Annotated in this window: 24 protein-coding genes; 14 read left to right on the top strand and 10 right to left on the bottom strand. The window is 69.4% G+C overall.

Annotation, left to right across the window (positions count from 1 at the left end):
- Nucleotides 1–2 precede the first annotated feature (2 nt).
- Nucleotides 3–866, top strand: coding sequence for a carbohydrate ABC transporter permease (locus ABD658_RS02740; RefSeq protein WP_344685139.1), 864 nt, complete (start codon nt 3–5; stop codon nt 864–866).
- A gap of 84 nt (nt 867–950) precedes the next feature.
- Nucleotides 951–2,663, top strand: coding sequence for a glycoside hydrolase family 13 protein (locus tag ABD658_RS02735; protein WP_344685141.1), 1,713 nt, complete (start codon nt 951–953; stop codon nt 2,661–2,663).
- A 113-nt stretch (nt 2,664–2,776) separates the two neighbouring features.
- On the opposite strand, the gene serS is transcribed toward ABD658_RS02735, so the two are convergent.
- Entirely contained in the window at nt 2,777–4,066 is a 1,290-nt protein-coding gene (gene serS / locus ABD658_RS02730; protein ID WP_344685143.1) for a serine--tRNA ligase, read from the bottom strand.
- 67 nt (nt 4,067–4,133) lie between these two features.
- On the opposite strand from serS, the gene ABD658_RS02725 reads away from it, so the two are divergent.
- Nucleotides 4,134–5,294: a diacylglycerol/lipid kinase family protein gene (locus tag ABD658_RS02725; protein ID WP_344685145.1), complete on the top strand. Its 1,161-nt coding sequence runs from the start codon at nt 4,134–4,136 to the stop codon at nt 5,292–5,294.
- Nucleotides 5,295–5,311: 17 nt separating this feature from the next.
- Here the strand turns inward: ABD658_RS02725 and pheA are convergent, their stop codons facing one another.
- Both pheA and ABD658_RS02715 read right to left on the bottom strand, forming a co-directional pair.
- Nucleotides 5,312–6,259 carry a prephenate dehydratase gene (gene pheA, locus ABD658_RS02720; protein ID WP_344685147.1) on the bottom strand — a complete coding sequence of 316 codons (948 nt, stop codon included), beginning with the start codon at nt 6,257–6,259 and terminating at the stop codon, nt 5,312–5,314.
- Nucleotides 6,256–6,585 (bottom strand): rhodanese-like domain-containing protein, encoded by a 330-nt coding sequence (locus tag ABD658_RS02715; RefSeq protein WP_344685149.1) that lies wholly within the window; start codon nt 6,583–6,585, stop codon nt 6,256–6,258. Before ABD658_RS02715 ends, pheA begins: the two co-directional genes overlap by 4 nt.
- Before the next feature lie 166 nt (nt 6,586–6,751).
- Here ABD658_RS02715 and ABD658_RS02710 point away from each other — a divergent pair, with 166 nt between their 5' ends.
- Nucleotides 6,752–8,329 (top strand): amidase, encoded by a 1,578-nt coding sequence (locus tag ABD658_RS02710; RefSeq protein WP_344685151.1) that lies wholly within the window; start codon nt 6,752–6,754, stop codon nt 8,327–8,329.
- A 101-nt stretch (nt 8,330–8,430) separates the two neighbouring features.
- On the opposite strand, the gene ABD658_RS02705 is transcribed toward ABD658_RS02710, so the two are convergent.
- The 3 genes from ABD658_RS02705 to ABD658_RS02695 form a co-directional block, all read right to left on the bottom strand.
- A complete protein-coding gene (locus tag ABD658_RS02705) occupies nt 8,431–8,652 on the bottom strand; it encodes a hypothetical protein (protein ID WP_344685153.1) in 222 nt (73 codons plus the stop codon).
- 355 nt (nt 8,653–9,007) lie between these two features.
- Complete coding sequence (locus ABD658_RS02700) at nt 9,008–9,139, bottom strand: hypothetical protein (RefSeq protein WP_272896835.1); 132 nt, start codon at nt 9,137–9,139, stop codon at nt 9,008–9,010.
- Between the two features lie 223 nt (nt 9,140–9,362).
- Nucleotides 9,363–9,578: a CsbD family protein gene (locus ABD658_RS02695; RefSeq protein WP_070159724.1), complete on the bottom strand. Its 216-nt coding sequence runs from the start codon at nt 9,576–9,578 to the stop codon at nt 9,363–9,365.
- A 223-nt stretch (nt 9,579–9,801) separates the two neighbouring features.
- On the opposite strand from ABD658_RS02695, the gene ABD658_RS02690 reads away from it, so the two are divergent.
- Nucleotides 9,802–10,365, top strand: a complete 564-nt coding sequence (locus ABD658_RS02690; RefSeq protein WP_344685157.1) for a TIGR03086 family metal-binding protein — start codon at nt 9,802–9,804, stop codon at nt 10,363–10,365.
- Nucleotides 10,366–10,476: 111 nt separating this feature from the next.
- On the opposite strand, the gene ABD658_RS02685 is transcribed toward ABD658_RS02690, so the two are convergent.
- On the bottom strand, nt 10,477–10,998 hold the full coding sequence (locus ABD658_RS02685; RefSeq protein WP_344685159.1) for a GNAT family N-acetyltransferase: 522 nt from the start codon (nt 10,996–10,998) through the stop codon (nt 10,477–10,479).
- A 54-nt stretch (nt 10,999–11,052) separates the two neighbouring features.
- Between ABD658_RS02685 and ABD658_RS02680 the strand changes: the two genes are divergently transcribed.
- Together ABD658_RS02680 and ABD658_RS02675 are read left to right on the top strand one after the other, a co-directional pair.
- Nucleotides 11,053–11,232 (top strand): antibiotic biosynthesis monooxygenase family protein, encoded by a 180-nt coding sequence (locus tag ABD658_RS02680; RefSeq protein WP_344685162.1) that lies wholly within the window; start codon nt 11,053–11,055, stop codon nt 11,230–11,232.
- Nucleotides 11,229–11,918 carry a DJ-1/PfpI family protein gene (locus ABD658_RS02675; RefSeq protein WP_344685165.1) on the top strand — a complete coding sequence of 230 codons (690 nt, stop codon included), beginning with the start codon at nt 11,229–11,231 and terminating at the stop codon, nt 11,916–11,918. The genes ABD658_RS02680 and ABD658_RS02675 overlap by 4 nt, the downstream gene beginning before the upstream one ends.
- A 24-nt stretch (nt 11,919–11,942) precedes the next feature.
- On the opposite strand, the gene ABD658_RS02670 is transcribed toward ABD658_RS02675, so the two are convergent.
- Nucleotides 11,943–13,283 carry a uracil-xanthine permease family protein gene (locus ABD658_RS02670; protein WP_070159715.1) on the bottom strand — a complete coding sequence of 447 codons (1,341 nt, stop codon included), beginning with the start codon at nt 13,281–13,283 and terminating at the stop codon, nt 11,943–11,945.
- A 49-nt stretch (nt 13,284–13,332) separates the two neighbouring features.
- Between ABD658_RS02670 and ABD658_RS02665 the strand changes: the two genes are divergently transcribed.
- The 4 genes from ABD658_RS02665 to ABD658_RS02650 all read left to right on the top strand — a co-directional run bounded on the left by ABD658_RS02665 (nt 13,333) and on the right by ABD658_RS02650 (nt 16,717).
- The gene (locus ABD658_RS02665; protein WP_311025520.1) at nt 13,333–14,049 is read left to right on the top strand and encodes a copper homeostasis protein CutC; all 717 of its coding nucleotides are present in this window, start codon (nt 13,333–13,335) and stop codon (nt 14,047–14,049) included.
- A gap of 248 nt (nt 14,050–14,297) precedes the next feature.
- Nucleotides 14,298–14,834, top strand: a complete 537-nt coding sequence (ectA, locus tag ABD658_RS02660; protein ID WP_070159711.1) for a diaminobutyrate acetyltransferase — start codon at nt 14,298–14,300, stop codon at nt 14,832–14,834.
- Between the two features lie 91 nt (nt 14,835–14,925).
- Nucleotides 14,926–16,212: a diaminobutyrate--2-oxoglutarate transaminase gene (gene ectB / locus ABD658_RS02655; RefSeq protein ID WP_070159709.1), complete on the top strand. Its 1,287-nt coding sequence runs from the start codon at nt 14,926–14,928 to the stop codon at nt 16,210–16,212.
- A gap of 115 nt (nt 16,213–16,327) precedes the next feature.
- Nucleotides 16,328–16,717, top strand: coding sequence for an ectoine synthase (locus ABD658_RS02650; protein WP_070159707.1), 390 nt, complete (start codon nt 16,328–16,330; stop codon nt 16,715–16,717).
- A gap of 82 nt (nt 16,718–16,799) precedes the next feature.
- Here the strand turns inward: ABD658_RS02650 and ABD658_RS02645 are convergent, their stop codons facing one another.
- Nucleotides 16,800–17,741, bottom strand: coding sequence for an ROK family protein (locus ABD658_RS02645; protein ID WP_344685173.1), 942 nt, complete (start codon nt 17,739–17,741; stop codon nt 16,800–16,802).
- On the bottom strand, nt 17,738–18,820 hold the full coding sequence (locus ABD658_RS02640; RefSeq protein WP_344685175.1) for an ROK family transcriptional regulator: 1,083 nt from the start codon (nt 18,818–18,820) through the stop codon (nt 17,738–17,740). The genes ABD658_RS02645 and ABD658_RS02640 overlap by 4 nt, the downstream gene beginning before the upstream one ends.
- Before the next feature lie 305 nt (nt 18,821–19,125).
- Here ABD658_RS02640 and ABD658_RS02635 point away from each other — a divergent pair, with 305 nt between their 5' ends.
- From ABD658_RS02635 to ABD658_RS02625, 3 genes are read left to right on the top strand one after another with little or no spacing between them, the layout of a single operon-like run.
- Nucleotides 19,126–20,397 (top strand): extracellular solute-binding protein, encoded by a 1,272-nt coding sequence (locus tag ABD658_RS02635; protein ID WP_344685178.1) that lies wholly within the window; start codon nt 19,126–19,128, stop codon nt 20,395–20,397.
- Complete coding sequence (locus ABD658_RS02630) at nt 20,397–21,380, top strand: carbohydrate ABC transporter permease (protein ID WP_344685180.1); 984 nt, start codon at nt 20,397–20,399, stop codon at nt 21,378–21,380. The genes ABD658_RS02635 and ABD658_RS02630 overlap by 1 nt, the downstream gene beginning before the upstream one ends.
- Complete coding sequence (locus ABD658_RS02625) at nt 21,377–22,231, top strand: carbohydrate ABC transporter permease (protein ID WP_070159704.1); 855 nt, start codon at nt 21,377–21,379, stop codon at nt 22,229–22,231. Before ABD658_RS02630 ends, ABD658_RS02625 begins: the two co-directional genes overlap by 4 nt.
- The last annotated feature ends 28 nt before the right edge of the window (nt 22,232–22,259 follow it).

The raw sequence follows: 22,259 nt of genomic DNA, 5'->3' as shown, positions 1-22,259 counted from the left end.
TCATGTCCACCCAGGAGATCACCTCGAGCAAGGCGTCACGCACCAGGCGCCGGTACAACCTCCCGCTGACCGTCGTGCTCGCACTGTGCACGCTGACGGTGCTGATTCCGCTGTTCGTGACGGTGTCCATGGCGTTCAAATCCGGGGCCCAGGCCGTCCAGGGCGAGGCGTTCACCCTGCCGAACCCGCTGAGCATCGAAGGCTTCATCGAGGCCTGGCGGCTGACGGACTTCCCGGTCAGCTTCGGCATCTCGGTGTTCGTCTCCGCGATCGCCGTGGCCGGTGCGGTGCTGATCAGCAGCATGGCCGCCTACGCGATCCACGCCAACTGGGAGCGACGGTTCTTCAAGTTCGCGTTCTTCTACATCCTGGCCGCCATGTTCCCGCCCTTCCCGGTGCTCGCGCTCTCGCAGATCAAACTCACCGGCATGGTCGGCCTGGACACCCCGCTGGGTGTGGGCATCCTGCACATCATGTTCCATCTGGGATTCAACGTGCTGCTGCTGACCACCTTCCTGCGCAACATGCCCCATGAGCTGGAGGAGGCGGCCAGGATCGACGGCGCGAGCACCTGGCAGACGTTCTGGCGGGTCATCTTCCCCGTGCTGGCCCCGATGAGCGCCACGGTGGGCATCTTCGCCTTCCTGTTCTCCTGGAACGACTTCATGATGCCGTCGATAATCATCTCGGATCCCTCCCTGCAGACGCTGCCCGTGGTGAACCAGCTCTTCCAGAGCCAGTTCAGCAGCAACTACCACGTCTCCTTCGCCTCCTACCTGATGGCGCTGGCCCCCTCGATCCTGGTCTTCGTCTTCACTCAGCGCTGGGTGCTCTCCGGAGTCACCCAGGGCGCGGTGAAGTCCTGAGGACCCCGGAACTCCGTATCGTGACCACCTGACATCCACATCTGACACCCACATCTGACACCCTCTGAGAAAGGACACCGCCCTGTGACTTCCACCCCGCAGACCGACGTCGTCGGTTCGCCGCAGCACATCTCTGCCGAGGACCCCACCTGGTGGCGGCAGGCCGCTGTGTATCAGATCTATCCGCGCAGCTTCGCCGATGCGAACGGCGACGGCATCGGTGATCTGCAGGGCATCATCTCCCGCGTCCCCTACCTGGCCGAGCTGGGGATCGACGCGGTCTGGCTGAGCCCGTTCTACCCCTCCGCCCTGGCCGACGGCGGATACGACGTCGCCGACTATCGCGACGTCGACCCCCGGATCGGCACGCTGGAGGAATTCGACCAGATGGTGGCCGCCCTGCACGCCGAGGGCATCAAGGTGGTGGTGGACATCGTTCCCAACCACTCCTCGGACGAGCACGTGTGGTTCCGCCAGGCGCTGGCCGCCGGCCCGGGCACGCCCGAGCGGGAGCGCTACATCTTCCGTGACGGTGCGGGCCCGGACGGCTCCGAGCCGCCCACCGACTGGACCTCGATCTTCGGTGGTCCGGCCTGGACACGGGTCACCGAGCCGGACGGCACGCCGGGCCAGTGGTACCTGCACCTGTTCGCCCCGGAACAGCCCGACTTCAACTGGGCCAACCCCGAGGTCCGAGCGGACTTCCTGGAGACCCTGCGCTTCTGGTCCGACCGCGGCGTCGACGGTTTCCGCATCGACGTCGCCCACGCGCTGACCAAGGACCTCACCGACCCGCTGCCCTCGGAGGCGGAGCTGGACGCGATCCCGCGCGGCGAGGGCCAGCACCCGATCTGGGACCGCGACGAGGTCCACGAGATCTACGCGGAGTGGCGCAAGGTCTTCGACTCCTACGACCCGCCGCGCACCGCCGTGGCCGAGGCCTGGGTGGAGCGCCACCGGCGCCCGCGCTACGCCAGCGCCGAGGGCCTGGGGCAGGCCTTCGAGTTCGACCTGCTCACCCAGGAGTTCGACGCCGCCGCGTTCAAGGAGGTCGTCGTCGACAGCCTCACCCTCGCCGCGGAGTCCGGCTCTTCCTCCACCTGGGTGCTCTCCAATCACGACGTGGTCCGGCACGCCACCCGCTACGGGCTGCCCCCGCTGGCCGACCAGGTCGGCAGCACGGAGCAGGACCAGAAGCAGGGCGCCGCCTGGGTGCTCGCCGGCGGGCCGGAGGATCAGCTGGACCGGGAGCAGGGTGAGCGGCGTGCGCGTGCCGCGACGCTCTTCGAGCTCGCCCTGCCCGGGTCGGCCTACCTGTACCAGGGTGAGGAGCTCGGCCTGCACGAAGTCGGCGACATCGCCGACGACGCCCGGCAGGACCCGACGTTCTTCCGGAACCCGGGCGTGGACAAGGGCCGTGACGGCTGCCGCGTCCCGCTGCCGTGGGCCCGTACGGGCTCCTCCTTCGGCTTCGGCCCCGGCCCGGCCCACCTGCCGCAGCCGCAGTGGTTCGCTGAGTACTCCGTGGAGGCCCAGGACGGTCAGCAGGACTCCACCCTGGAGCTCTACCGGTCCGCGCTGCGGCTGCGCCGCCAGCTGCAGACCGCGGAGACTCTCGAGTGGGTCGACACCGGGCGCGACGACGTCCTCGCCTTCCGCCGTCCGGGCGGCTGGGTGACCGTCACGAACTTCGGCACCGCCGAGGCTCCGCTGCCGGCAGGCGAGGTGCTGCTGACCAGCGCCCCGCTGCGGGACGGCCAGCTGCCCGGCGAGGCCACCGCCTGGATCCGCCAGTAGCTCCCTTCTACGCAGTGACACAGCGCTGACACAGCAGACGGCGGCGGACCCTGACCGGGTCCGCCGCCGTCTGCTGTGCTGCGATGTGCTGCGGTGCGGGGCGCTCCGCCCGGTCAGCCGACCGGCTCGAGCACCTCCAGGCCGCCCAGGTACGGACGCAGCGCCTCGGGCACGCGCACCGAGCCGTCGGCCTGCTGGTGGTTCTCCAGGATGGCGACCAGCCACCGAGTGGTGGCCAGCGTGCCGTTCAGGGTGGCCACCGGGCGGGTGGGCCCCTTGGAGCCGTCCGGCGTGACGGTGCGCTCCCGGATGTTCAGCCGCCGTGCCTGGAAGGTGGTGCAGTCCGAGGTGGAGGTCAGCTCGCGGTAGGTGCCCTGGGTGGGGACCCAGGCCTCGCAGTCGAACTTCCGGGCCGCGGAGAGGCCGAGGTCCCCGGCGGCGATGTCCACCACCCGGTAGGGCAGCTCGAGCGCGGAGAGCATCTCCTCCTCCCAGCCGAGCATGCGGCGGTGCTCGGCCGCCGCGTCCTCCTGGGAGCAGTAGATGAACATCTCCAGCTTGTTGAACTGGTGCACGCGCAGGATCCCGCGGGTGTCCTTGCCGTGCGAGCCGGCCTCCCGGCGGTAGCAGGAGGACCATCCGGCGTAGCGGATCGGGCCGCCGGTGAGGTCCATGATCTCGTCGGCGTGGTACCCGGCGATCGCCACCTCAGAGGTGCCCACCAGGTAGAGGTCGTCCCGCTCGAGCCGGTAGATCTCCTCGTCGTGCTCGACGTCGAAACCGGTGCCCTGCATGGTCTCCGGACGCACCAGGGTGGGGGTGATCATCGGAGTGAAGCCTGCGCCGAGCGCCTTGTCCAGCCCCATCTGCATGATGGCCAGCTCCAGGCGGGCTCCGAAGCCCTTGAGGAAGTAGAACCGCGCACCGGAGACCTTCGCCCCGCGCTCCATGTCGACCGCGTCCAGCCCTTCTGCCAGGGCCAGGTGGTCCTTCGGCTCGAAGCCCTCGCCGGCGAAGTCCCGCGGCGTGCCTTCCTCGCGCAGGACCACGAAGTCCTCCTCCCCGCCGGCGGGGACGCCGTCGTGGATGAGGTTCGGAACCCGGCGCTGCAGGTCGCGCAGCTGATCCTCGGCCTCCCCGGAGGCCGCCTCGGCGGCCTTCACCTGGGCGGCCAGGTCCTTCACCTCGGCGAGCAGCCGCTGCTTCTCCTCGCCCTGGGCCTGAGCCACCTTCTTGCCGAAGGCCTTCTGCTCCGCGCGCAGGGACTCGAACCGGGAGATCGCCTCGTTCCGGGCCTGCTGCGCGGAGATCAGCTGATCCACCACGGACTCGTCGGCCTGCCGCGCGCGCTGGCTGGCCCTGTAGGCGTCGGGGTTCTCGATGAGGTCCTTGATGTCGATCACGGGCCCCAGCCTATCGGGTCACGCCGGTTTCAGGCGCTCCCCAGGTCAGCCTGGATAGACTGTCCCGGTGAGCCTGGAGCTGCTGACCACCCTGCTGATCGTCTCCGCCGTCGTGCACGTCATCGCGCTGGCGGTGATCGTCCGCGCCCTGGTCACCACCCGGCGCCTGCAGGGGGAGATCGCGGAGATCGGTCGCCTCCGTGATCAGCAGGAGGCCGCACCGACCGCCCCGGCCCGTGCCGGCCGCCAGGTGGCCCTGGTGGTCAACCCCACCAAGGCAGAAGCCGACGAGGTCGTCCGGCTGGTGCACTCGGCATGCTCCCGGGCCGGAATGCCCGCCCCGCTGCTGCTGGCCACCACCGCGGAGGACCCCGGCCAGCGGATGGCCGCCGAGGCCCTGGAGAAGGGCGCCGACATCGTCGTCGCCGCCGGCGGCGACGGCACCGTCCGGGCGGTGGCCAAGGAGCTGACCGGCACCGACGCCGCTCTGGGCATCATCCCCATGGGCACCGGGAACCTCTTCGCCCGCAACATCGGGCTCCCCCACCATGACCTGTCCGCCTGCGTGGACGAGGCCCTGCACGGGCTCGCCCACCGTGTGGACACCCTCGACCTGGCCCTGCATCGCGAGGACGGCTCCACGGAGAAGGAGAACTCGCTGGTGATCGCTGGCGGCGGGCTCGACGCCGAAGTCATGAACGACACCCGCGAGGCGCTGAAGGCCCGGGCGGGGTGGCTCGCCTACGGCGAGGCCGGCATGCGACACGTGATGGGGCGCCGTCGTGCCATCACCGTGGCCGTGGACGACGCCGAGCCGGAGACCCACCGGGTCCGTTCGGTGCTGCTGGCCAACTGCGGGATGCTCCAGGCCGGGATGGTGCTGGTCCCCTCGGCCCGCTTCGACGACGGCATGCTCGACGCGGTGCTGTTCACCCCGCGGCACGCCTGGGACTGGGCCAAGATCATCGCCAAGACCGTCACCCGGTTCTCCGCCGAGATCCCGGTCATGACCGTGCGTCAGGCCCGGGTGAGCACCTTGACCATGGCCGAGCCGCTGCCCTTCCAGATCGACGGCGACGCCGTCGGGGAGGTGGTCGCGGTCGAAGCCCGGGTGCGGCCGGCGTCGCTGACCGTCAACGGGGTGGCGGCGGTGCCGTGGCTGGTGTCCGGACGTTTCACCGTGGACCCCGCCGAGGACTGGGAGCCCACGCACGAGACGCGCGACTGATCACCGCGAGCGACTGATCACCGGCGGCGCAGCGCCTCGATCCAGGTGCGCGCCGCGGAGAAGGCGGCTTCGCTGACTTCGGCGGTCACCTGCTGGGGACGCTGATCCGCCCGGGGGTAGGAGCCCAGGAAGCGGATCTTCGGCGAGATCCGGTGGACCCCGGCGAGCGCGTCAGCCACCCGGGCCTCGTCGATGTGACCCTCCAGGTCGATGGAGAAGAAGTACTTCCCCAGGCCGTCTCCGGTGGGGCGGGACTCGATGCGGCACAGGTTCACCCCGCGGGTGGAGAAATGCTCCAGCAGCTCCATCAGCGCGCCGGCGCGGTCCTCCGGCAGCGGGATCATGATCGTGGTCTTGTCGGCCCCGGTGGCCTCCGGCACAGGTCCGGGCTTGGAGACCAGCACGAAGCGGGTGACCGCCCCGGCGACGTCCTCCACACCGTGGGCGACGACGTGCAGCCCGAGCTGCTCCGCCACCAAGGGAGCACAGATGGCCGCGTCGGCGGCGTGGTCCTCCTGGAGCAGGGCCCGCGCCCCCGCCGCAGTGGAGGAGGCCGGGATGAACTCGGCATGCGGCACGGACACCTCGGCCCAGCGGCGCACCTGCGCCCACGCGTGGGTGTGGGTGGTCAACGAGCGGATGCGGCTCAGTGTGGTGGGCTCGCGGGAGGCGACCACGAAGGTGATGGGCACCAGCGCCTCGGCGACGATGTGCAGCTGGTGCGCCACCGAGACGGCGTCGAGGGTGGCGGTCACCCCGCCCTCGACCGAGTTCTCGATCGGCACCATGGCGGCGTCGACGGTGCCGTCCTCCACCATGGTCAGCGCGGAGAGCACCGAGGCGGCGGGGACCCGTTCGGCCTCGTGCGCTCCGGGCATCTGCAGCAGGGCGGCCTCGGTGAAGGTCCCGGCGGGCCCCAGGTAGGAGTAGCGGGCGAAGGGCAGGTTCTCGGGCGGCTGGCTCACAGGACCCGGGGCTCCTCTCCGCCCTCGGCCTCCAGGGGCCGGCCGGCCTCCACCCACCCGTCCATGCCGTCGGCCACGAAGACCGCCGAATACCCCTGGGCGGTGAGCCACTGGGTGATCTGCACCGACCGCCCCCCGGTGCGGCAGATGACGTGGTAGTCCTCATCCGGGTCCAGCTCCGCCTCGAAACGCGTGGGGATCTGATCCACGGGGATGTGCAGCGCGCCCGGTGCATGGCCGGCGGTGAATTCGTAGTCCTCACGGACGTCCAGCAGGTGGGCGCCCGCGGGCACATCAGCGGCGCGCACTGTCTCGAAGTCCGACATGACTGCCTCCCTGGTGACGGGGACGGGGTCCCGGCATGTGACGATCTGCTCCGCGACGAGACTACCGGCTCCGCCTGTGCGGGCGTGGGCGCGGCGCCGTCGGCCCAGCATCCGAGACGGGTGCCGCCTCTGCCGTTTCGGGGTCCGTGGTGCATAGGGTGGCGTCATGAGCCATCGCGCCGATCCGCCCGCCCCTGATCAGGCACACACCACGGACACCTCCATGACGGACTTCCGCGCCGCGACGGCCGCCCACTGGCGGGCGGCGTTCCTGGCCGGAGACGTGACGGCGGTGGAGCTGGCGACCACCGCACTCACCGCTGCGGCGGCCGGCTCCCGGCTGGGCGCGTTCCTCCACGTGGACGCTGAGGCGGCGCTGGCCCGCGCCGCGGAGATCGATGCGGTGCGCGGCCTCGTGCTGGGCACCGGTCGGGACAGGACGGCGCGGCTGAGCGAGCTCTCCGCCCATCATCCGTTGCTGGGGCTGCCCACGGCCTTCAAGGATCTGGTGGACGTCGCCGGGATGCCCACCACGATGGGCACCACGGCGCTGCCTCCCCGGGTGCCGGGCCGGGACGACCCGCTGGCCCGCCGGGTCCACTTCGCCGGCGCGGTCTCCGTGGGCAAGACCCAGGTGCCGGAGTTCGGCCTGCCCTGCTATTCGGAGAACGCCCTGGCCGCCCCGTCTCGGAACCCGCTGGACCCAGCCCGGATCTCGGGCGGCTCCACCGGCGGTGGGGCCGCCGCAGTGGCGGCCGGAATGCTGCCGCTGGCCCCGGGCAGCGACGGCGGCGGCTCGGTGAGGATCCCTGCGGCGGCCTGCGGGCTGGTGGGGCTGAAGCCGGGGCGGGGTCGCCTCCCCGACGACGCCGCCTCCACCCGGGTGGAGGACCTGGTGGTCTCCGGGCCGATCGCCGAGACCGCCGAGGACGCGGCGCTGCTCTTCGACGTCATGGCCGGGCACCGCTTCGAGGTTCCGGACCGGCCGCGCGGTCGGCGGGCCCGACGGCGTGAGGCGGAGGCCGGCGTCGTGCTGGCGCAGGGGCCGGCGATGCGCGCAGTGCGACAGGCCCTGGACTCGGGGCTGAGCCCCCTGCGGGTGGGCGTCACCACGGAGTCGCCGTTCAGCCCGGACCTGGACATCGTGCTCGACGAGGATGCGGTGCGAGCCCTGGAGGTGGGGCTCGGACGACTCGAGGCTCTCGGGCACGCACTGCAGGGTCGTTCGCGAGGGGGTCAGGCCGGCGGCCTCACGGGCGACCTCCGGGAACGCCTCTGGCCTGCCGACTATCACCGACATTTCCAGGCGCTGTGGACCTCCCGCCTGGGGCAGGCCGGGTTCACCGGAGACCAGCTGGAGCAGCTCGCTCCGCTGACCCGGCATTTCGTGGAGCTCTCCGCCGAGCGTCCGGAGGATGAGACGGCGCAGGCCAGGGCCGCGCTGCAGCAGGCCTCCGACCACGCGGAGGATGTTCTGGGCGACTGGGATGTGCTGGTCACCCCGATGCTCGCCTTCCGGGCACCGCCGGTGGGCTGGTTCGCCTCCCTCGACCCCGCCGAGGACTACATTCAGCAGTGCCGGTTCACCCCGTACTCCTCCGTGGTGAACGTGCTGGGCCTGCCCGCGGTCACCGTGCCGGTGCACACCGATGCGGACGGAATGAGCTGGTCGGTGCAGATCATCGGCCGGCACGGGCAGGAGGAGCGGCTGCTCGCCCTGGCGGCGACGATGCAGGCCGGCTGAGCGCTGCGCAGTCTGGAGCATGGCCGGTCAGGAACGTGACCACGCCGGGCCGCCCGATGGGGCGACCCGGCGTGCCGGATGGTGAGACATCACAGATGCGGTCAGAACTGGCGGGGGAACGTGAGCACGCGCAGGGCGGCCTGCTCACGGCGCTCCTCGGCCTCCTGGCGCACCATCCGACGACGGTGGACCTCCTGCGGACTCAGCCGCGGGACGCGGCGCACCTGCTTACGCTGGGTGCGCGTCGCCCACTCCACCATGGCGGAACCCACGGAGTGGGCGGCCCGGCGCAGAAGAGACTGATGGAAAGAACTGCTGTGCACGACAGACACTGATGAACTCCAGAGAAGAAAAAGGGCATGAGTAGGCCCAGAAAAAGATGTGTGAGAAAAAAACTGATCCAGTCAGGCGGAATTCAGCTCAAAGTGAGTGAAGACGGCCTGGGCGATGAGGCGTGGAAGTCTCCGCGCACTGCTGCGGAAGAGAACCAAGGACCACGGGGATCAGACGAGCGCAGTCCGTGGAAGCACGGACTTCGGGGGACCGACCGCAGAGGATCTGCGGGAGCCTCAGGCTGGCCGTCCCCGCACACGGGGCCGAACGCGGACGCCGGGGCGCCACGCTTCGTGCCGGTGCTGCGGGAAGGCGGCGAGCGTCAGCTCTGCCGTCGCGCGAGAATCACGCGGTGCATCCCTGATAGATGCCGCCGAGGACTCCGCGGGGGTGGGCGATCGCTCGATCGGTCCCGACATCACGCCCGGTCATGCCGGTCGCGCCGGTGCTGTGAGCCAGCTTCTGTGTGATCTTCATGGTGATCGCCCCCTCCTCTCGTCGGATCCTGCGGCACAGGAATGATGCGCTCAACAATAACAGCCCATTCGGCGGTTGTGAACATCTTCTCCGATATTTCCTGGAGATTCTTCGGAAGATTCTTGTGGGTCGCGCGGAAACCTTCCGGACATGACGACGCCGGGACCGCATCTGCGATCCCGGCGCCGCTCAGAGTTCGAGGTTCACACCCCGAAGGACGGACTCACTTCTTGAAGTTGTCGGTGAAGCCCTTGGCGGCATCCTTGAGGTCGCCCGCCGTGTCCTTGACGTTCTCGGCGGTCTCCTTGACCTTGCCCTGGAGGTCCTGGGCCTTGCCTTCGCCTTCGGTGCGCTTGTCACCGGTGGCCTTGCCCGCCGCCTCCTTGGCCTGGCCTGACACCTGGTCCTTCGCGGCGTCGAACTTGTCTCCGAGTCCCATAGTGAACTCCTCTCCGTCGGTGACATGTGGACACGCGTCACGTTACCGGTCAGAAGTTTCGGCGTCATCAGGTGCCGGCAGATTCACAGGAAACGCGCAGACAGCTCCCGACGGCGGCGGAGCCGTGACGCACACGTTCCGGGCACAGGGCGGCCGCGACCCCTCGCCGCCCGGGCCGAGGCGTCAGTACACTCGTCGCACCGCCGCAGACCTCAGGAGCGCCATGAGCCTTCCCGCCGCCTCCGCTGCGCGCCACCGCCGCGTCGCCGAGGACTTCACACGAGTGAGTGCTGCCGTCACGGACTGGGACGCGCCCACTCCTGTGCCCGAGTGGCGAGCCCGGGACGTCCCGCGCCACCTGGTGGAGTGGTCCAGTGAGTTCCTTCGGTCCGTGGACGTCATCCTGACCGCCGGCCCCTCCCCGCTCCATGATCCGCACGGCGCCTGGCGCCACCACAGAGAGCAGATCCAGAGCCTGGTGGACGCCGAGGACGCCGACCGGGATGTCACCCACCCGCAGCTGGGCACGCTGCCGCTGCAGGATATGGTGGATCGCTTCTACACCGCAGACGTCTTCATGCACACCTGGGATCTCGCCGTCGCCACAGGCCAGGACCCGGCCCTGGACGAGGAGCACGCCGAGGCCCTGCTGCAGGGGATGCGCCCGATGGAAGAGGCGATGCGCGCCTCGGGACAGTTCGGCCCGCCGGTACCCGTCGAGGACGACGCGCCCGCCTCCGCGCAGCTCATGGGGTTCATCGGACGTGACCCCCACTGGAGGCCCTGACGACGTCCCGCGGCGCCCCCACCAGATCCTCGATCCTCACCGATCTTCGCGGGGTTCGAGAATCTCGGAGGGGCAGCACGCGACGGGGGCGCCGGGGGCGCCGGAGCATCATCAGGGCTGGAGCGACGTCGGTCGGCCCATGACGATGCGGGGCCACCTGCCCAGCCCGTGCTCCGCTTCTGCGCCCACCCGCGCGGCCAGCTCGGCACCCCAGCGCTCGGGGCTCAGCTCCCGGAATCCGAGCCGCCGATAGTAGGGAGCGTTCCAGGGCACATGGACAAACGTGGTCAGTGTCAGGGCGTCCAACCCTTGCTCTGCGGCCCAGGCCGACGCACGGTCCAGCAGCGCGGCCCCGATCCGGCGCCCGGACCATGCCGGGTCCACGGAGACCTGCTCCACGTGGCCGGCGTCGTCGAGCCGTTCGGCCAGCAGATACCCGACGACGATTCCCTCGCAGACATGCACCCAGGCGGCGCCGGTCGCGACGACGGCGGCGAACTCCTCCGCGGTGACGGCCTCGTCGTCGGCGATGTCCTCCATCGGAGTGCCCACGAAGAGCAGCCCGGCACGATGCTCGATCTGCACCACGGCCGCGTGGTCACCGAGCGTGGCCTCTCTGATGCTGCTGTCCATCTCTCCTCCTCAGCGCCTCTTCCACAGGAGCCTCCGCTGTGCCATGCTCGCCCCATGATCACAGAGCACGCCATCCTTCCGGTCTCCCCCGGCCGCGAGTCCGAGTTCGAGGCGGCGTTCGCCCAGGCGCGACCGCTGATCAGCTCGATGCCGGGCTTCCTGAGGTTGGAGCTGCTGCACCACTTCTATGACCCGTTCCCCCGCGTCGAGCACTTCACCGAGGTGAGATCATGACCGAGCCCCTGCACGTCGTCGCGCTGCTGTTCCCCCACGTCACCCAGCTGGACTTCACCGGCCCGGCTCAGGTCTTCGCGAAGATGCCCGGGGCCGAGCTGCACGTCGCCGCCGATTCCCTGGACCCGGTGCCCACCGATGCCGGGTTCAGCATCCTGCCCACCACCACGCTGGAGGCGGCCCCGCAGGGCGATGTGCTGTTCGTCCCGGGCGGCCGCGGCACCTTCGAACTGCTGGAGGACGAGCCGACGCTGGCGTTCCTCCGCCACCAGGCCGCCGAGGCCCAATGGGTGACCAGCGTGTGCACCGGCTCATTCCTGCTGGGCGCGGCCGGGCTGCTGCGCGGGCGGCGGGCCACCAGCCACTGGGGCTCCCTGCATCTGCTGGAGCGTCTGGGGGCGATCCCCACCGCGGAACGGGTGGTCCGCGACGGCCCGGTGATCACGGCTGCGGGCGTCTCGGCCGGCATCGACTTCGCCCTGCGGCTGACCGCGGAGATCCACGGCGACGACGTCGCCAAGCGCCTGCAGCTGCTGCTGGAGTATGACCCCGAGCCGCCGTTCGACGCCGGCGCGCCGTCCCGTCCCGACGCCGATGACGAGCTCGCCCAGGCGCAGATCTCCGCCACCACGGAGCTGCGCGGAGACGTCGTCGAGCGGGCCGCGGCACGGCTGACGGGGGACTGAAGCCCGGAGTTCAGACGAGCGGGATCAGGCGCCTGGTCGCGGGGCTACCTCGTCGGGAACGGGCTCGTCCCGCGCCTCAGGCGGCAGTGCCGTACCGCGCATCCGGGCGACGGCGCTCATCCCATGGTGGATGGCCAGGGCGGCGAAGCTGCCCAGGGCGATGCCTTCGAAGACGATCTGGCCGAACTCCATGGTGAAGTTGGCGATGGCGATGACCAGCGGCACCCCGGCCACGGCCAGGTTGATGGGGTCGGCGAAGTCCACGCGGTTCTGCACCCAGATGCGGACACCGAGGATGCCGATCATCCCGTAGAGAACGGTGCCCGCACCGCCGAGCACCCCGGCGGGGACGGTGGCGATCACGGCCCCGACCTTGGGCAGCAGCCCCAGCGCGATGGCGAAGAGCCCGGCCACCCAGTAGGCGGCGGTCGAGTAGACGCGCGAGGAAGCCATGACGCCGATGTTCTCCGCGTAGGTGGTGGTGCCGGATCCTCCGCCGGAGCCGGCGAGCATGGTGGCCACCCCGTCGGCCATCAGGGCCCGGCCGGTGACCGGGTCCAGGTCACGGCGGGTCATCAGCGCCACGGACTTCACGTGGCCGACGTTCTCGGCCACCAGCACCAGGACCACCGGCAGGAACAGCCCGATGGTGCCCACATGGAAGCTCGGTGCGGTGAAGTCCGGCAGACCGAACCAGGCGGCGTCGCCGACGCCGGAGAAGTCGACCTCCCCGCGCAGCACCGCCACCAGGTAGCCGACGAGCACGCCCACGAGGATGGCCAGCCGGCCCAGCAGCCCACGGAACAGCACCCCGGCGAGCAGCATCGCCACGATCGTCACCGTGGCGGTCACGGGCTCGACGTTGACGTTGTTCCAGGCCGCAGGGGCCAGGTTCAGTCCGATGAGCGCGACGATCGCACCGGTGACCACCGGCGGCATCAGCAGCTGGATCCACCGGGTGCCGGCCACATGGACGATGAGTCCGACCAGGAACAGTCCGGCCCCGGCCATCACGATGCCGCCGAGCGCCCCGGACATTCCGTACTGGCCCATGGAGGCGCCCACCGGGGCCAGGAACGCGAAGGAGGACCCCAGGTAGGAGGGCACGCGTCCAGCGGTGATGATGAGGAAGAGGATGGTGCCCAGCCCGGAGAACAGCAGCGTGGTCGAGGGCGGGAAGCCGGTGATCAGCGGCACCAGGAAGGTGGCGCCGAACATGGCCACCACGTGCTGCATGCCGATGCCGGTGGTGCGGCCCCAGCTGAGCCGCTCGTCGGGGGCGACGACGTCGCCGGGGCGGACGGTGCGCCCGTCGCCGTGCAGGGTCCAGCCGAGGCCAGGGATGAGAGTCTTGGTCACAGACATGCACCTTACCGGGACGGGATGACCCGGAGATCACGGAGGCCGACCCGCCATGCAGCTCGAGATCGCCGTCCAAGACGTAGCAGGAATCCAGGTGGCCCACGACCACGGCGCTGACCGGGCCGAACTCTGCCAGGCGCTGGTCACCGGAGGGCTGACTCCGACGTCGGGCATGATCCGCCAGGCGGTCGAGCTGGGACTGCCGGCCCGCCCGCTGATCCGTCCGCGCGGCGGCGGATACCTCTACTCCTCTGCCGAGGTCGCCGTGATGCGCCAGGATGTGCGCGCGCTGCGGGAAGCTGGTGCGGCAGGAGTGATCGTCGGCGCGCTGGACGATCACGGGCTGGACCATCCCGCCCTGCGCCGGTTGGTCGAGGCGGCCGACGGGCTGCCGGTGGTGGTCCACCGGTGTGTGGATGTGCTGCTCGCCGCCGGGCTCACCACGCCGCCGCAGCTCGTCGAGGAGCTGCTGGACCTCGGCGTCAGCGGGGTGCTCACCTCCGGAGGAGCCGCGACGGCGCCCGAAGGGACCAGCGTCATCGGTCAGCTGGCGGAGGCCGGTGCGGGCCGGCTGGAGATCATCGCCGGCGGCGGGGTCCGCGCCGCGCATGTGGCGGGCCTGGCGGAGGCCGGCGCCGACGTCGTCCATCTCTCGGCCGGCTCCCCGGTCACTCACGGATCCCCAGGGCCGGGAGGAGGGGAAGGATCGTATGTCACCACCGACGCCGCGCTGGTGCAGGCGGCACGGTCCGCCGTCGACGCCGCCTGACAGTTCGATCCGGCATATCGTGCCTCTCCTCACATCCCCTTGACACGGTTTGCCGAAATTCAGATCACAGCACAATCACAGTATTTGATGAGATCTGCGATTCTTGCGTCGTCGTGGCGGATCCCACTCACCGCAAGGATGCCGCGCCACGGGGAAAGCCCGCAGGAAAAGCCAGCAGGGGGTGTTTTCACCCCGATTTCACCGGGGTCAGGGTTGATCTGTCTGTGTGGCTCACTACTGTGGAACCGATGTCGAACTCCGCAGACACCCCTGCCCAGAACGGGGAACGTGTCGAGATCCGCACCCTTGAGGTGACCGACGGCGCCGCCCTGTGGCGGCTGGCCGCCGGCACCGGCGTGCTGGATGTCAACACCCCGTACGCCTACCTCCTGTGGGCCCGCGACTTCGCCGACACCTCCGTGATCGCGCTCGTCGACGGCCAGCCCGCAGGGTTCATCTCCGGCTATCACCGGCCGGGGGACCCCGAGACCCTGTTCATCTGGCAGGTCGCGGTGGACTCCGCCTTCCGCGGACGCCGCCTGGCCTCCCGGATGCTCGCCGACGTCGTGGCACGCTCCGGCGCCTCCCGACTGGAGACCACGATCACCGCGGACAACGCCGCATCGATCGCGCTGTTCACCGGGCTCGCCCGCGACCAGGGTGCCGAGATCACCCGATCCGACCTCTTCACGGAGGAGCTGTTCCCGCCGTCCTCCGAGACCGGCGAGGAGCACGCGGCCGAGGACCTCTACACGGTCTCACCGCTGAACACCTCTGACAGCTGAGCCCGGCGCCGTCGACGCGCCGACCCCCGACGTCCACCTGACCCCCGAGCGGCGGAGAGACCTCCGCCGCGCCATCAAGGAGACCAGCACCATGGCCACCGACATCTTCGAAACTCGTGAATCCCAGGTCCGCAGCTACTGCAAGAACTGGCCCGCCGTGTTCGAGAAGTCCTCGGGCGCGTACCAGTTCACCGAGGACGGCTCCCGCTACCTGGACTTCTTCTCGGGCGCCGGCGCCCTGAACTACGGGCACAACCACCCGGAGCTGCGGGACCTGGTGGTGGACTACGTCGCCAACGACGGCGTCACCCACTCCCTGGACATGAAGACCCCGGCCAAGCGCCGCTTCCTGGAGACCTTCGAACGGATCATCCTGGAGCCGCGGAACCTCGACTACAAGGTCATGTTCCCCGGCCCCACGGGCACCAACACGGTGGAGGCCGCGCTGAAGCTGGCCCGCAAGGTGACCGGCCGCCAGCACATCCTGTCCTTCACCAACGCGTTCCACGGCATGACGCTGGGTTCGCTGTCGGTGACCGGCAACTCGATGAAGCGCCGCGGCGCCGGCATCCCGCTGACCAACTCCTCGAAGATCCCCTATGACGACTATTTCGACGGCGACATCCCGGACTTCATCTGGCTGGAGAAGGTCCTCGAGGACTCCGGCTCCGGCGTGGACAAGCCCGCCGCCGTCATCGTGGAGACCGTGCAGGGCGAGGGCGGCCTGAACGCCGCCCGCATGGAGTGGCTCAAGGGCCTCTCCGACCTGCTGCGCCGTCACAAGATCCTGCTGATCATCGACGACGTCCAGGCCGGCTGCGGCCGCACCGGCACGTTCTTCTCCTTCGAGAAGGCCGGCATCACCCCGGACATCGTCTGCGTATCCAAGTCCATCTCCGGCTACGGCCTGCCGATGGCGCTGACCCTGTTCCGCCCGGAGCTCGACGTCTGGGAGGGCGGAGAGCACAACGGCACCTTCCGCGGGAACAACCTCGCCTTCGTCACCGCCGCCCGCGCCCTGGAGCTGTTCTGGGCCGACGACTCCTTCGAGAAGGAGCTGGCCGGCAAGATCGACGAGCTGCGCGAGGGTCTGGAGCAGATCGCCGGGCATGTGAAGGGCGCGACCCTGCGCGGCCGCGGCTTCCTCTCTGGCATCTGCTTCCCGGACCCGGACACCGCCGGCAAGGTGGCCGCCGAGGCCTATAAGCGCAACCTGCTGGTGGAGACCTCCGGTCCGGAGGACGAGGTCGTCAAGGTCATGCCGCCGCTGACCATCGACTCCGAGGACCTGCAGAAGGGCCTGAAGGTCATCGAGGACGCCGTCCTGGCCGCCACCGGCCAGATGGGCGAGCCTTCGCGGGTGCGCCCCCCGCACTGATCGGAGAGCCCGGAGCGGCCCCCGCGGTGCGCGTCCCCGCCGGGGCCGCTCCGGCGCGCTAGACTCCGGGCCAGCACTCGCCCCACCGACCGTCCTCAGCTGACAGGAGACCTGCATGTACACGCTGCACATCGACGACCTCAACGACACCGAGCGCGACATCCGCCACGGCAACTGGCGTTCGCGCCGGATGGTCCTGGGCAAGGAGAAGGTCGGCTTCTCCTTCCACGAGACCACCATCTTCGCCGGCACCACCAGCGAGTTCTGGTACGCCAACCACGTGGAGGCCGTCTACTGCGTCGGCGGCAAGGGCACGCTGACGAACCTGGAGACCGGCGAGAAGCACGACATCACCGACGGCTTCCTGTACCTGCTCGACGGCCACGAGAAGCACCGCGTGGAGGTCGAGGAGGAGCTGCGCATGATCTGCGTGTTCAACCCGCCGGTGACCGGCAAGGAAGTCCACGACGAGAACGGCGTGTACCCGCTGATCATCGAGGACTGACCTCCTTCTTCAGCGCTCTGACCTCGCACGTCTGAGCACCACGACGGCGCCCGTCCCGGCACTTCCGGGGCGGGCGCCGTCGTCAGTGGGGTCGCTGCCCTACCAGGGCGGCGCCGAACGCGGCGGCCAGCGAGCCGGCAGGCAGGGTCTCCACGCGGTCAGCGAGCCGCAGAGAGGCCAGGAAGTGCGAGGCCTTCGCCTCCTGCTCGAGGACCTCAGCAACTGGATCGAGAAGGCGGCCCCCCAAGGCGGCCACGCCTCCCCCCAGGACCACAGTGGAGACATCCAGGGACAGTGTGAGCACCCGCACCGCCGAAGCCACGGCCCAGGCGATCTCTCCACGCATGCGCTGCGCCCAGCGATCGCCGGCCTCTGCCGCGTCAAAGACCTCATGCACGGCCCCTGCGCCAGGACGGCCCCACCGCCTCGCCACGGCTCCACCGCCGGCGTAGGCCTCGATGCAGCCCCGCTGGCCACAGGCACACAGAGGTCCCGTGGGGTCGATGGACAGGTGGCCGATCTCGCCCGCCACGCCGGCAGATCCACGCCACAGCTCACCGTTCAGCACAGCACCCGCGGCCACGCCGGTGCCCAGGTTCAGATACCCCAAGGCCTCATCCACGCCGCCCCGGAGGGCATACGCCCCCAGAGCCGCCGCCTTGACGTCGTTCTCCACACTGACGGGCACCGCGGTCACCCGCTCGAGCAGGTCCCGGAGATCCAGGTCCTGCAGCCCCAGATTGACCGCGTGCCGTACGACTGACCCTCCAGGATCGACCTGCCCGGGCATGCCGATACCGATCGACCGAACGTCGCCGGCCGTACACTGGTCCGTCAGTCCGCGAAGGGCTGTCCGGATCGTCTCCAGCACACCTGCGGCCCCGGGCTGAGTGGGCAGCCGGATACGCGCGACGAGGGAGTCGTGAGCATCGAGGGCGACGGCGTCAGTCTTCGTCCCGCCCACATCGAGTCCGACTCGCACCGTGGAGGCTTGGTCAGTCTGCGGCACTGACAGGGGTGTCATGAGACTCCCAGCTCAGATTCCAGGACCATGACGAGCCCGCCCCGCAGAACGATGTCATCACTGTCGGCCGGCAGGCGCATCCTCACCTGCGTGTGGAATCGACCCAGGATCCGACTGCGCAGCGCCTCCTGCGCGGCGTCGAGGAACGTCCCCTCCAGGAGGCTCCGGGGGCCGGCGACGACCACATCGGAGAGGTTCAGCGCGCCGACGATGGGCGCCAGCAGGATCCCGAGCTTGGTTCCGGCGCCGCTGAGCACGTCCTCGATCGGACGGCCCGCTCGTTCCGCCTCCTGCACCAGCTCACCCAGCCGCGGCACCGAGATCCACGACTCCAAGCATCCGCGCTTGCCGCACACGCATTCCGGACCGCCGCCCTCACCCACCGGCACATGGCCGATCTCACCGGCGGCGTTGTATCGACCGACCACGAGTTCGCCACGGATCATGAGCGCCCCGCCGACACCGCGTCCCACACGGACGAGGAACATGTCAGGGTCACCGCCCCCGAGGGTCTGCTCCGCCAGCGCCGCGGCATTGGCATCATTGCGGACCACCACAGGCACGCTCAGCTCCCGGTGCAGCAGGTCCCTCAGCGGGACGCCGTCCCAGCCGATGTTGGGCGCCGTCAGCACCACGCCTTGGTCCGAGACGACTCCGGGTGTGCCGACACCGACGCCCAAGACTCGACGATCCGCCAGGGCCAGCAGGTTGCGCGCCAGTGCGAGGACCGTCGCCTGCGCCTGGTCGCTGGTCTCCCGCCCCCGGCGGGGCTCTTCGAGGCGGGCGAGAATCGTGCCGGTCAGGTCCATCACCGCACCGCGGTAGGCCTCGGCGCCCGAGAGATCCAGCGAGATGACCTGCAGACCGTCCCGGTCCAGGTCCACCAGGACTCCCGGCTTCCCCGGTCCGGAACGCGCCCTGGGGCCCTGCTCCACGACGACCTCTCGCGCGATCAGCTCGCCCACGAGTCCGGAGGCGGTCACGCGGGTCAGCCCTGTTGCTCGCGCAAGATCCGCACGGCTCATCGGCCCGGCGTGGAACAGCTCCCGCTGCACGAGGGCCAGGTTATGCACCCTCACGTGCTCCGGCAGAACGGGGCCTGCGGGTCGTGCGCTGCGGGACTGCGGCCCGGAAGGGCGTGCCAGAGAACTCATGTTTGTAAGTATGACTTACAAAGCGGCGCGACCACCAGGGCAGGAGCCAACTCGATTCGAGCACTGTTCCCCTGAATCAGAAGGGAGAGTGTCACGTGGCGGACTTCACATGACTTCGGTCCAGCCTCTTCCATTTTGTTAGTAAAGGCTCCATACTTTTTCCTACGACGGCCTGCACCCCTCGACGAGGGGCGCAGCACCCGGCATCTCGCACCGTGAAAGGACCACTCATGCGACGGCTCCCCCACCTGGCACTCGCCTCCACTCTGACGTTGACCCTGGCCGCCTGTGGCGCAGGCGGCGGGAACACCGGCGACGACGCCGAGTCCGCCGACCTCACCATCTGGTTCATGGAGGACTCTGTTCCCGAAACCGCCCAGGACTGGCTCGTCGACGAGTTCGAGGCGAGCCACGAAGGCTCCACGCTGACCGTGCAGATGCAGCCCTGGGCAGGCGTCGTCGAGCTCCTGCAGACCTCCCTGCCTGACAGTTCGCAGACCCCGGACCTCGTGGAGATCGGCAACACCCAAGCGTCCACCTTCACCTCCGTCGGGGCCTTCTCCCCGGTCGACGACCTCCTCGAGGAGCTCGGTGGAGACTCGCTGATCGAGTCTGGGCTGGAAGCCGGCACCTGGGAAGGGACGACGTACGCCCCGCCGCTCTACGCAGGATCGCGCATCATCTTCTACAGACAGGACCTACTCGACGCCGCCGGAATCGACGTGCCGACCACGTTGGACGAACTCAACGAGGCCGCGATCGAACTGAACGAGGCCAACCCGGAGGACACCGACGGATTCTCCGGAATCTACCTGGCCTCCTCCGACCCCAAGACGCTGGAGGGCTGGCTGTTCACCTACGGCGGCGACTATGCCACGCAGCATGACGACGGCACCTGGGAGGGCACGCTCTCCTCCCCAGAGTCTCAGGAGGGCCTCCAGGCCGCGCAGGACCTCATGGAGCGCGGATCCGAGTATGTTTCGGATCCGAATGAAGCCGTGCCGGTGGCCTACGAGCTGTTCAACTCCGGGAAGATCGGCTTCTACTCGGGGCTCGCCCTGAAGGAGTACGACATCGACGAGGAGCTCTGGGAGAGCGGTGACGCCCAGGTGATGGCCCTGCCCGGCACCGACGCCGACACTCCCGGCACCACGTTCGCAGGAGGGTCCAATGTCGCCATCTCGGCCGCGTCGGCACACCAGGAGCTCTCCCGCGAGGTGCTCAGGCTCATCTACTCCGATGACTTCCAGACGATGCTCGCCGCAGACGCGGGCTGGGTGCCCGGCAACCTGGACCATGCCTCTGCACTCGAAGGCCACAGCGCGGAGGCGTTCCAGGAGGCCGTGGCACATTCCCAGCTGACTCCCAACACACCGTCGTGGGGTGTGGCCGACAGCGCCCAGCTCCCCCTGGAGATCTGGACTCGCATCGCAGACGGGGAGGACGTCGAGGACATCGCCGCCGACGTGGACGCTCAGCTCGAAGAGATCCTCAACGACTGATGGCGACCCTGACCCCCACCACCTCTCCCCCCGGGACCGTCCCCCGGGACTCGTCCCCAGGGCGGGGTGACGTCTCCAGGAGAGCGCGCCGTCGGCAGGCCTTCCTCCCCTTCCTGCTGCTCGTGCTCCCCACAGGCCTGGTCATGCTGGCCCTCGGGTACCCCATGGCGCGGCAGCTGGTGATGTCCTTCCAGGAGTTCGGCATCGCCCAGCAGTTCGGGCAGCCTGCCGAATGGGTCGGGTTCGCCAACTATCAGGCGATTCTGACAGACACCTACTTCTGGGTCGTCACGGTGCGCACACTCGTGTTCACCGCGGTCGCGGCGGGGCTGACCATGGTGGTCGGCGTCGGCCTGGCCGTGCTGATGCAGCGCGTCGCCACCGGAGTGCGCGTGGCACTGCAGCTGGCGCTGCTCTTCGCCTGGGCCACGCCGGTGATCGCCGCCGTCGCCATCTGGAAGCTCATGGCAGATCACCGGCATGGTGTGGTGAATGCCGTGCTCTCCGGAGCCGGCCTGACCGGCTTCGACGGATTTCACTGGCTGCAGGCTGGAACGACGCCTTTCCTCATCGTCGCAGCGACGGTGGTCATCTGGGCGAGCACGCCGCTGGTCACACTGGCCACCTACGCCGCACTGAGTCAGGTGGACGAGTCCGCGGTGGAGGCCGCCCAGATCGACGGCGCGAGCACGCCACGGATCCTGTGGCACATCGTGCTGCCGATCATCCGCCCCGTGCTGATCCTGATGGCCATCCTCCAGGTGATCTGGGACCTGCGGGTGTTCGCACAGATCTACTCCCTGCAGCAGACGGCGGGGAACACCACGGACACCAACCTGCTGGGGACCTACATCTACCAGACAGGCATCGCCGGCGGCGACTACGGCATGGCCTCCGCTCTGGCCATGGTGATGCTCCTGCTCCTGCTGGCGCTGACCTGGCGCTATGTGAGAATCCTCGGCCGACAAGGAGATCTCCGATGACGTCGACCACACCGCTGCGTCCGCGCCGGACCGCGAGTCGGCAGGCACTGAACATCACAGCACTCGCCGTCGCCCTGCTCTGGATCTTCCCCATCTACTGGATGGTGAACGTGTCCTTGCAGCCGAATGCGCAGATGCGTCTCGAAGGCCCCACCTGGGTGCCGCTCGACTTCACTCCGGACGCCTACCTGGGAGTCTTGTCCGACAGCTCCTTCTGGACGGCGATGCGGATGAGCATGCAGGTCAGCCTGCTCGCCGTGGCTGTCGCGCTGTTCTCCGCCACGTTGGCCGCGGTCGCGCTCAGCCGATTCCGGTTCCGGAGTCGCACCGCAATCATCATCACTGTGCTGGTCGTCCAGATGATTCCCGCCGAGGCCCTGTTCATCTCCCAGTTCCGCATGCTCTCCGGCTGGGGGCTGGTGAACACGACCCTTGGGCTCTCGCTGCTCTACGTCGGCACCGTGATGCCGTTCATCGTCTGGATGCTGAAGGGCTTCGTCGACGGCGTCCCGGTGGACCTGGAGGAGGCTGCCATGATCGACGGCTGCACCAAGGTGGGGGCCTTCTTCCGCGTCACGTTTCCGCTCCTGGGCCCGGGTCTGGTGGCCACGGGCGTCTTCGGCTTCCTGGTCTCGTGGAATGAGTTCACACTGGCCCTGGTGATGCTCTCATCCGGCGGGAGGGTGACTCTGCCGGTCTGGCTGCAAGGGTTCCAGGAAGGGATGAGCGGCACGGACTGGGCGGGCATCATGGCCGGTTCAGCACTCATCGCGATCCCGGTGCTGATCCTGTTCAGCATCGTCCAACGACGCATGGCCTCCGGAATGGTCTCCGGTGCAGTCAAGGGCTGACACAGCCCCGCAGTGCTCCCTGTCCCCC

Source organism: Nesterenkonia aethiopica (assembly GCF_039534665.1).
Lineage (GTDB): Bacteria > Actinomycetota > Actinomycetes > Actinomycetales > Micrococcaceae > Nesterenkonia > Nesterenkonia aethiopica.
Note: the sequence above shows the minus strand (reverse complement) of the source record. Positions and strands in the feature narration are given on the sequence as shown.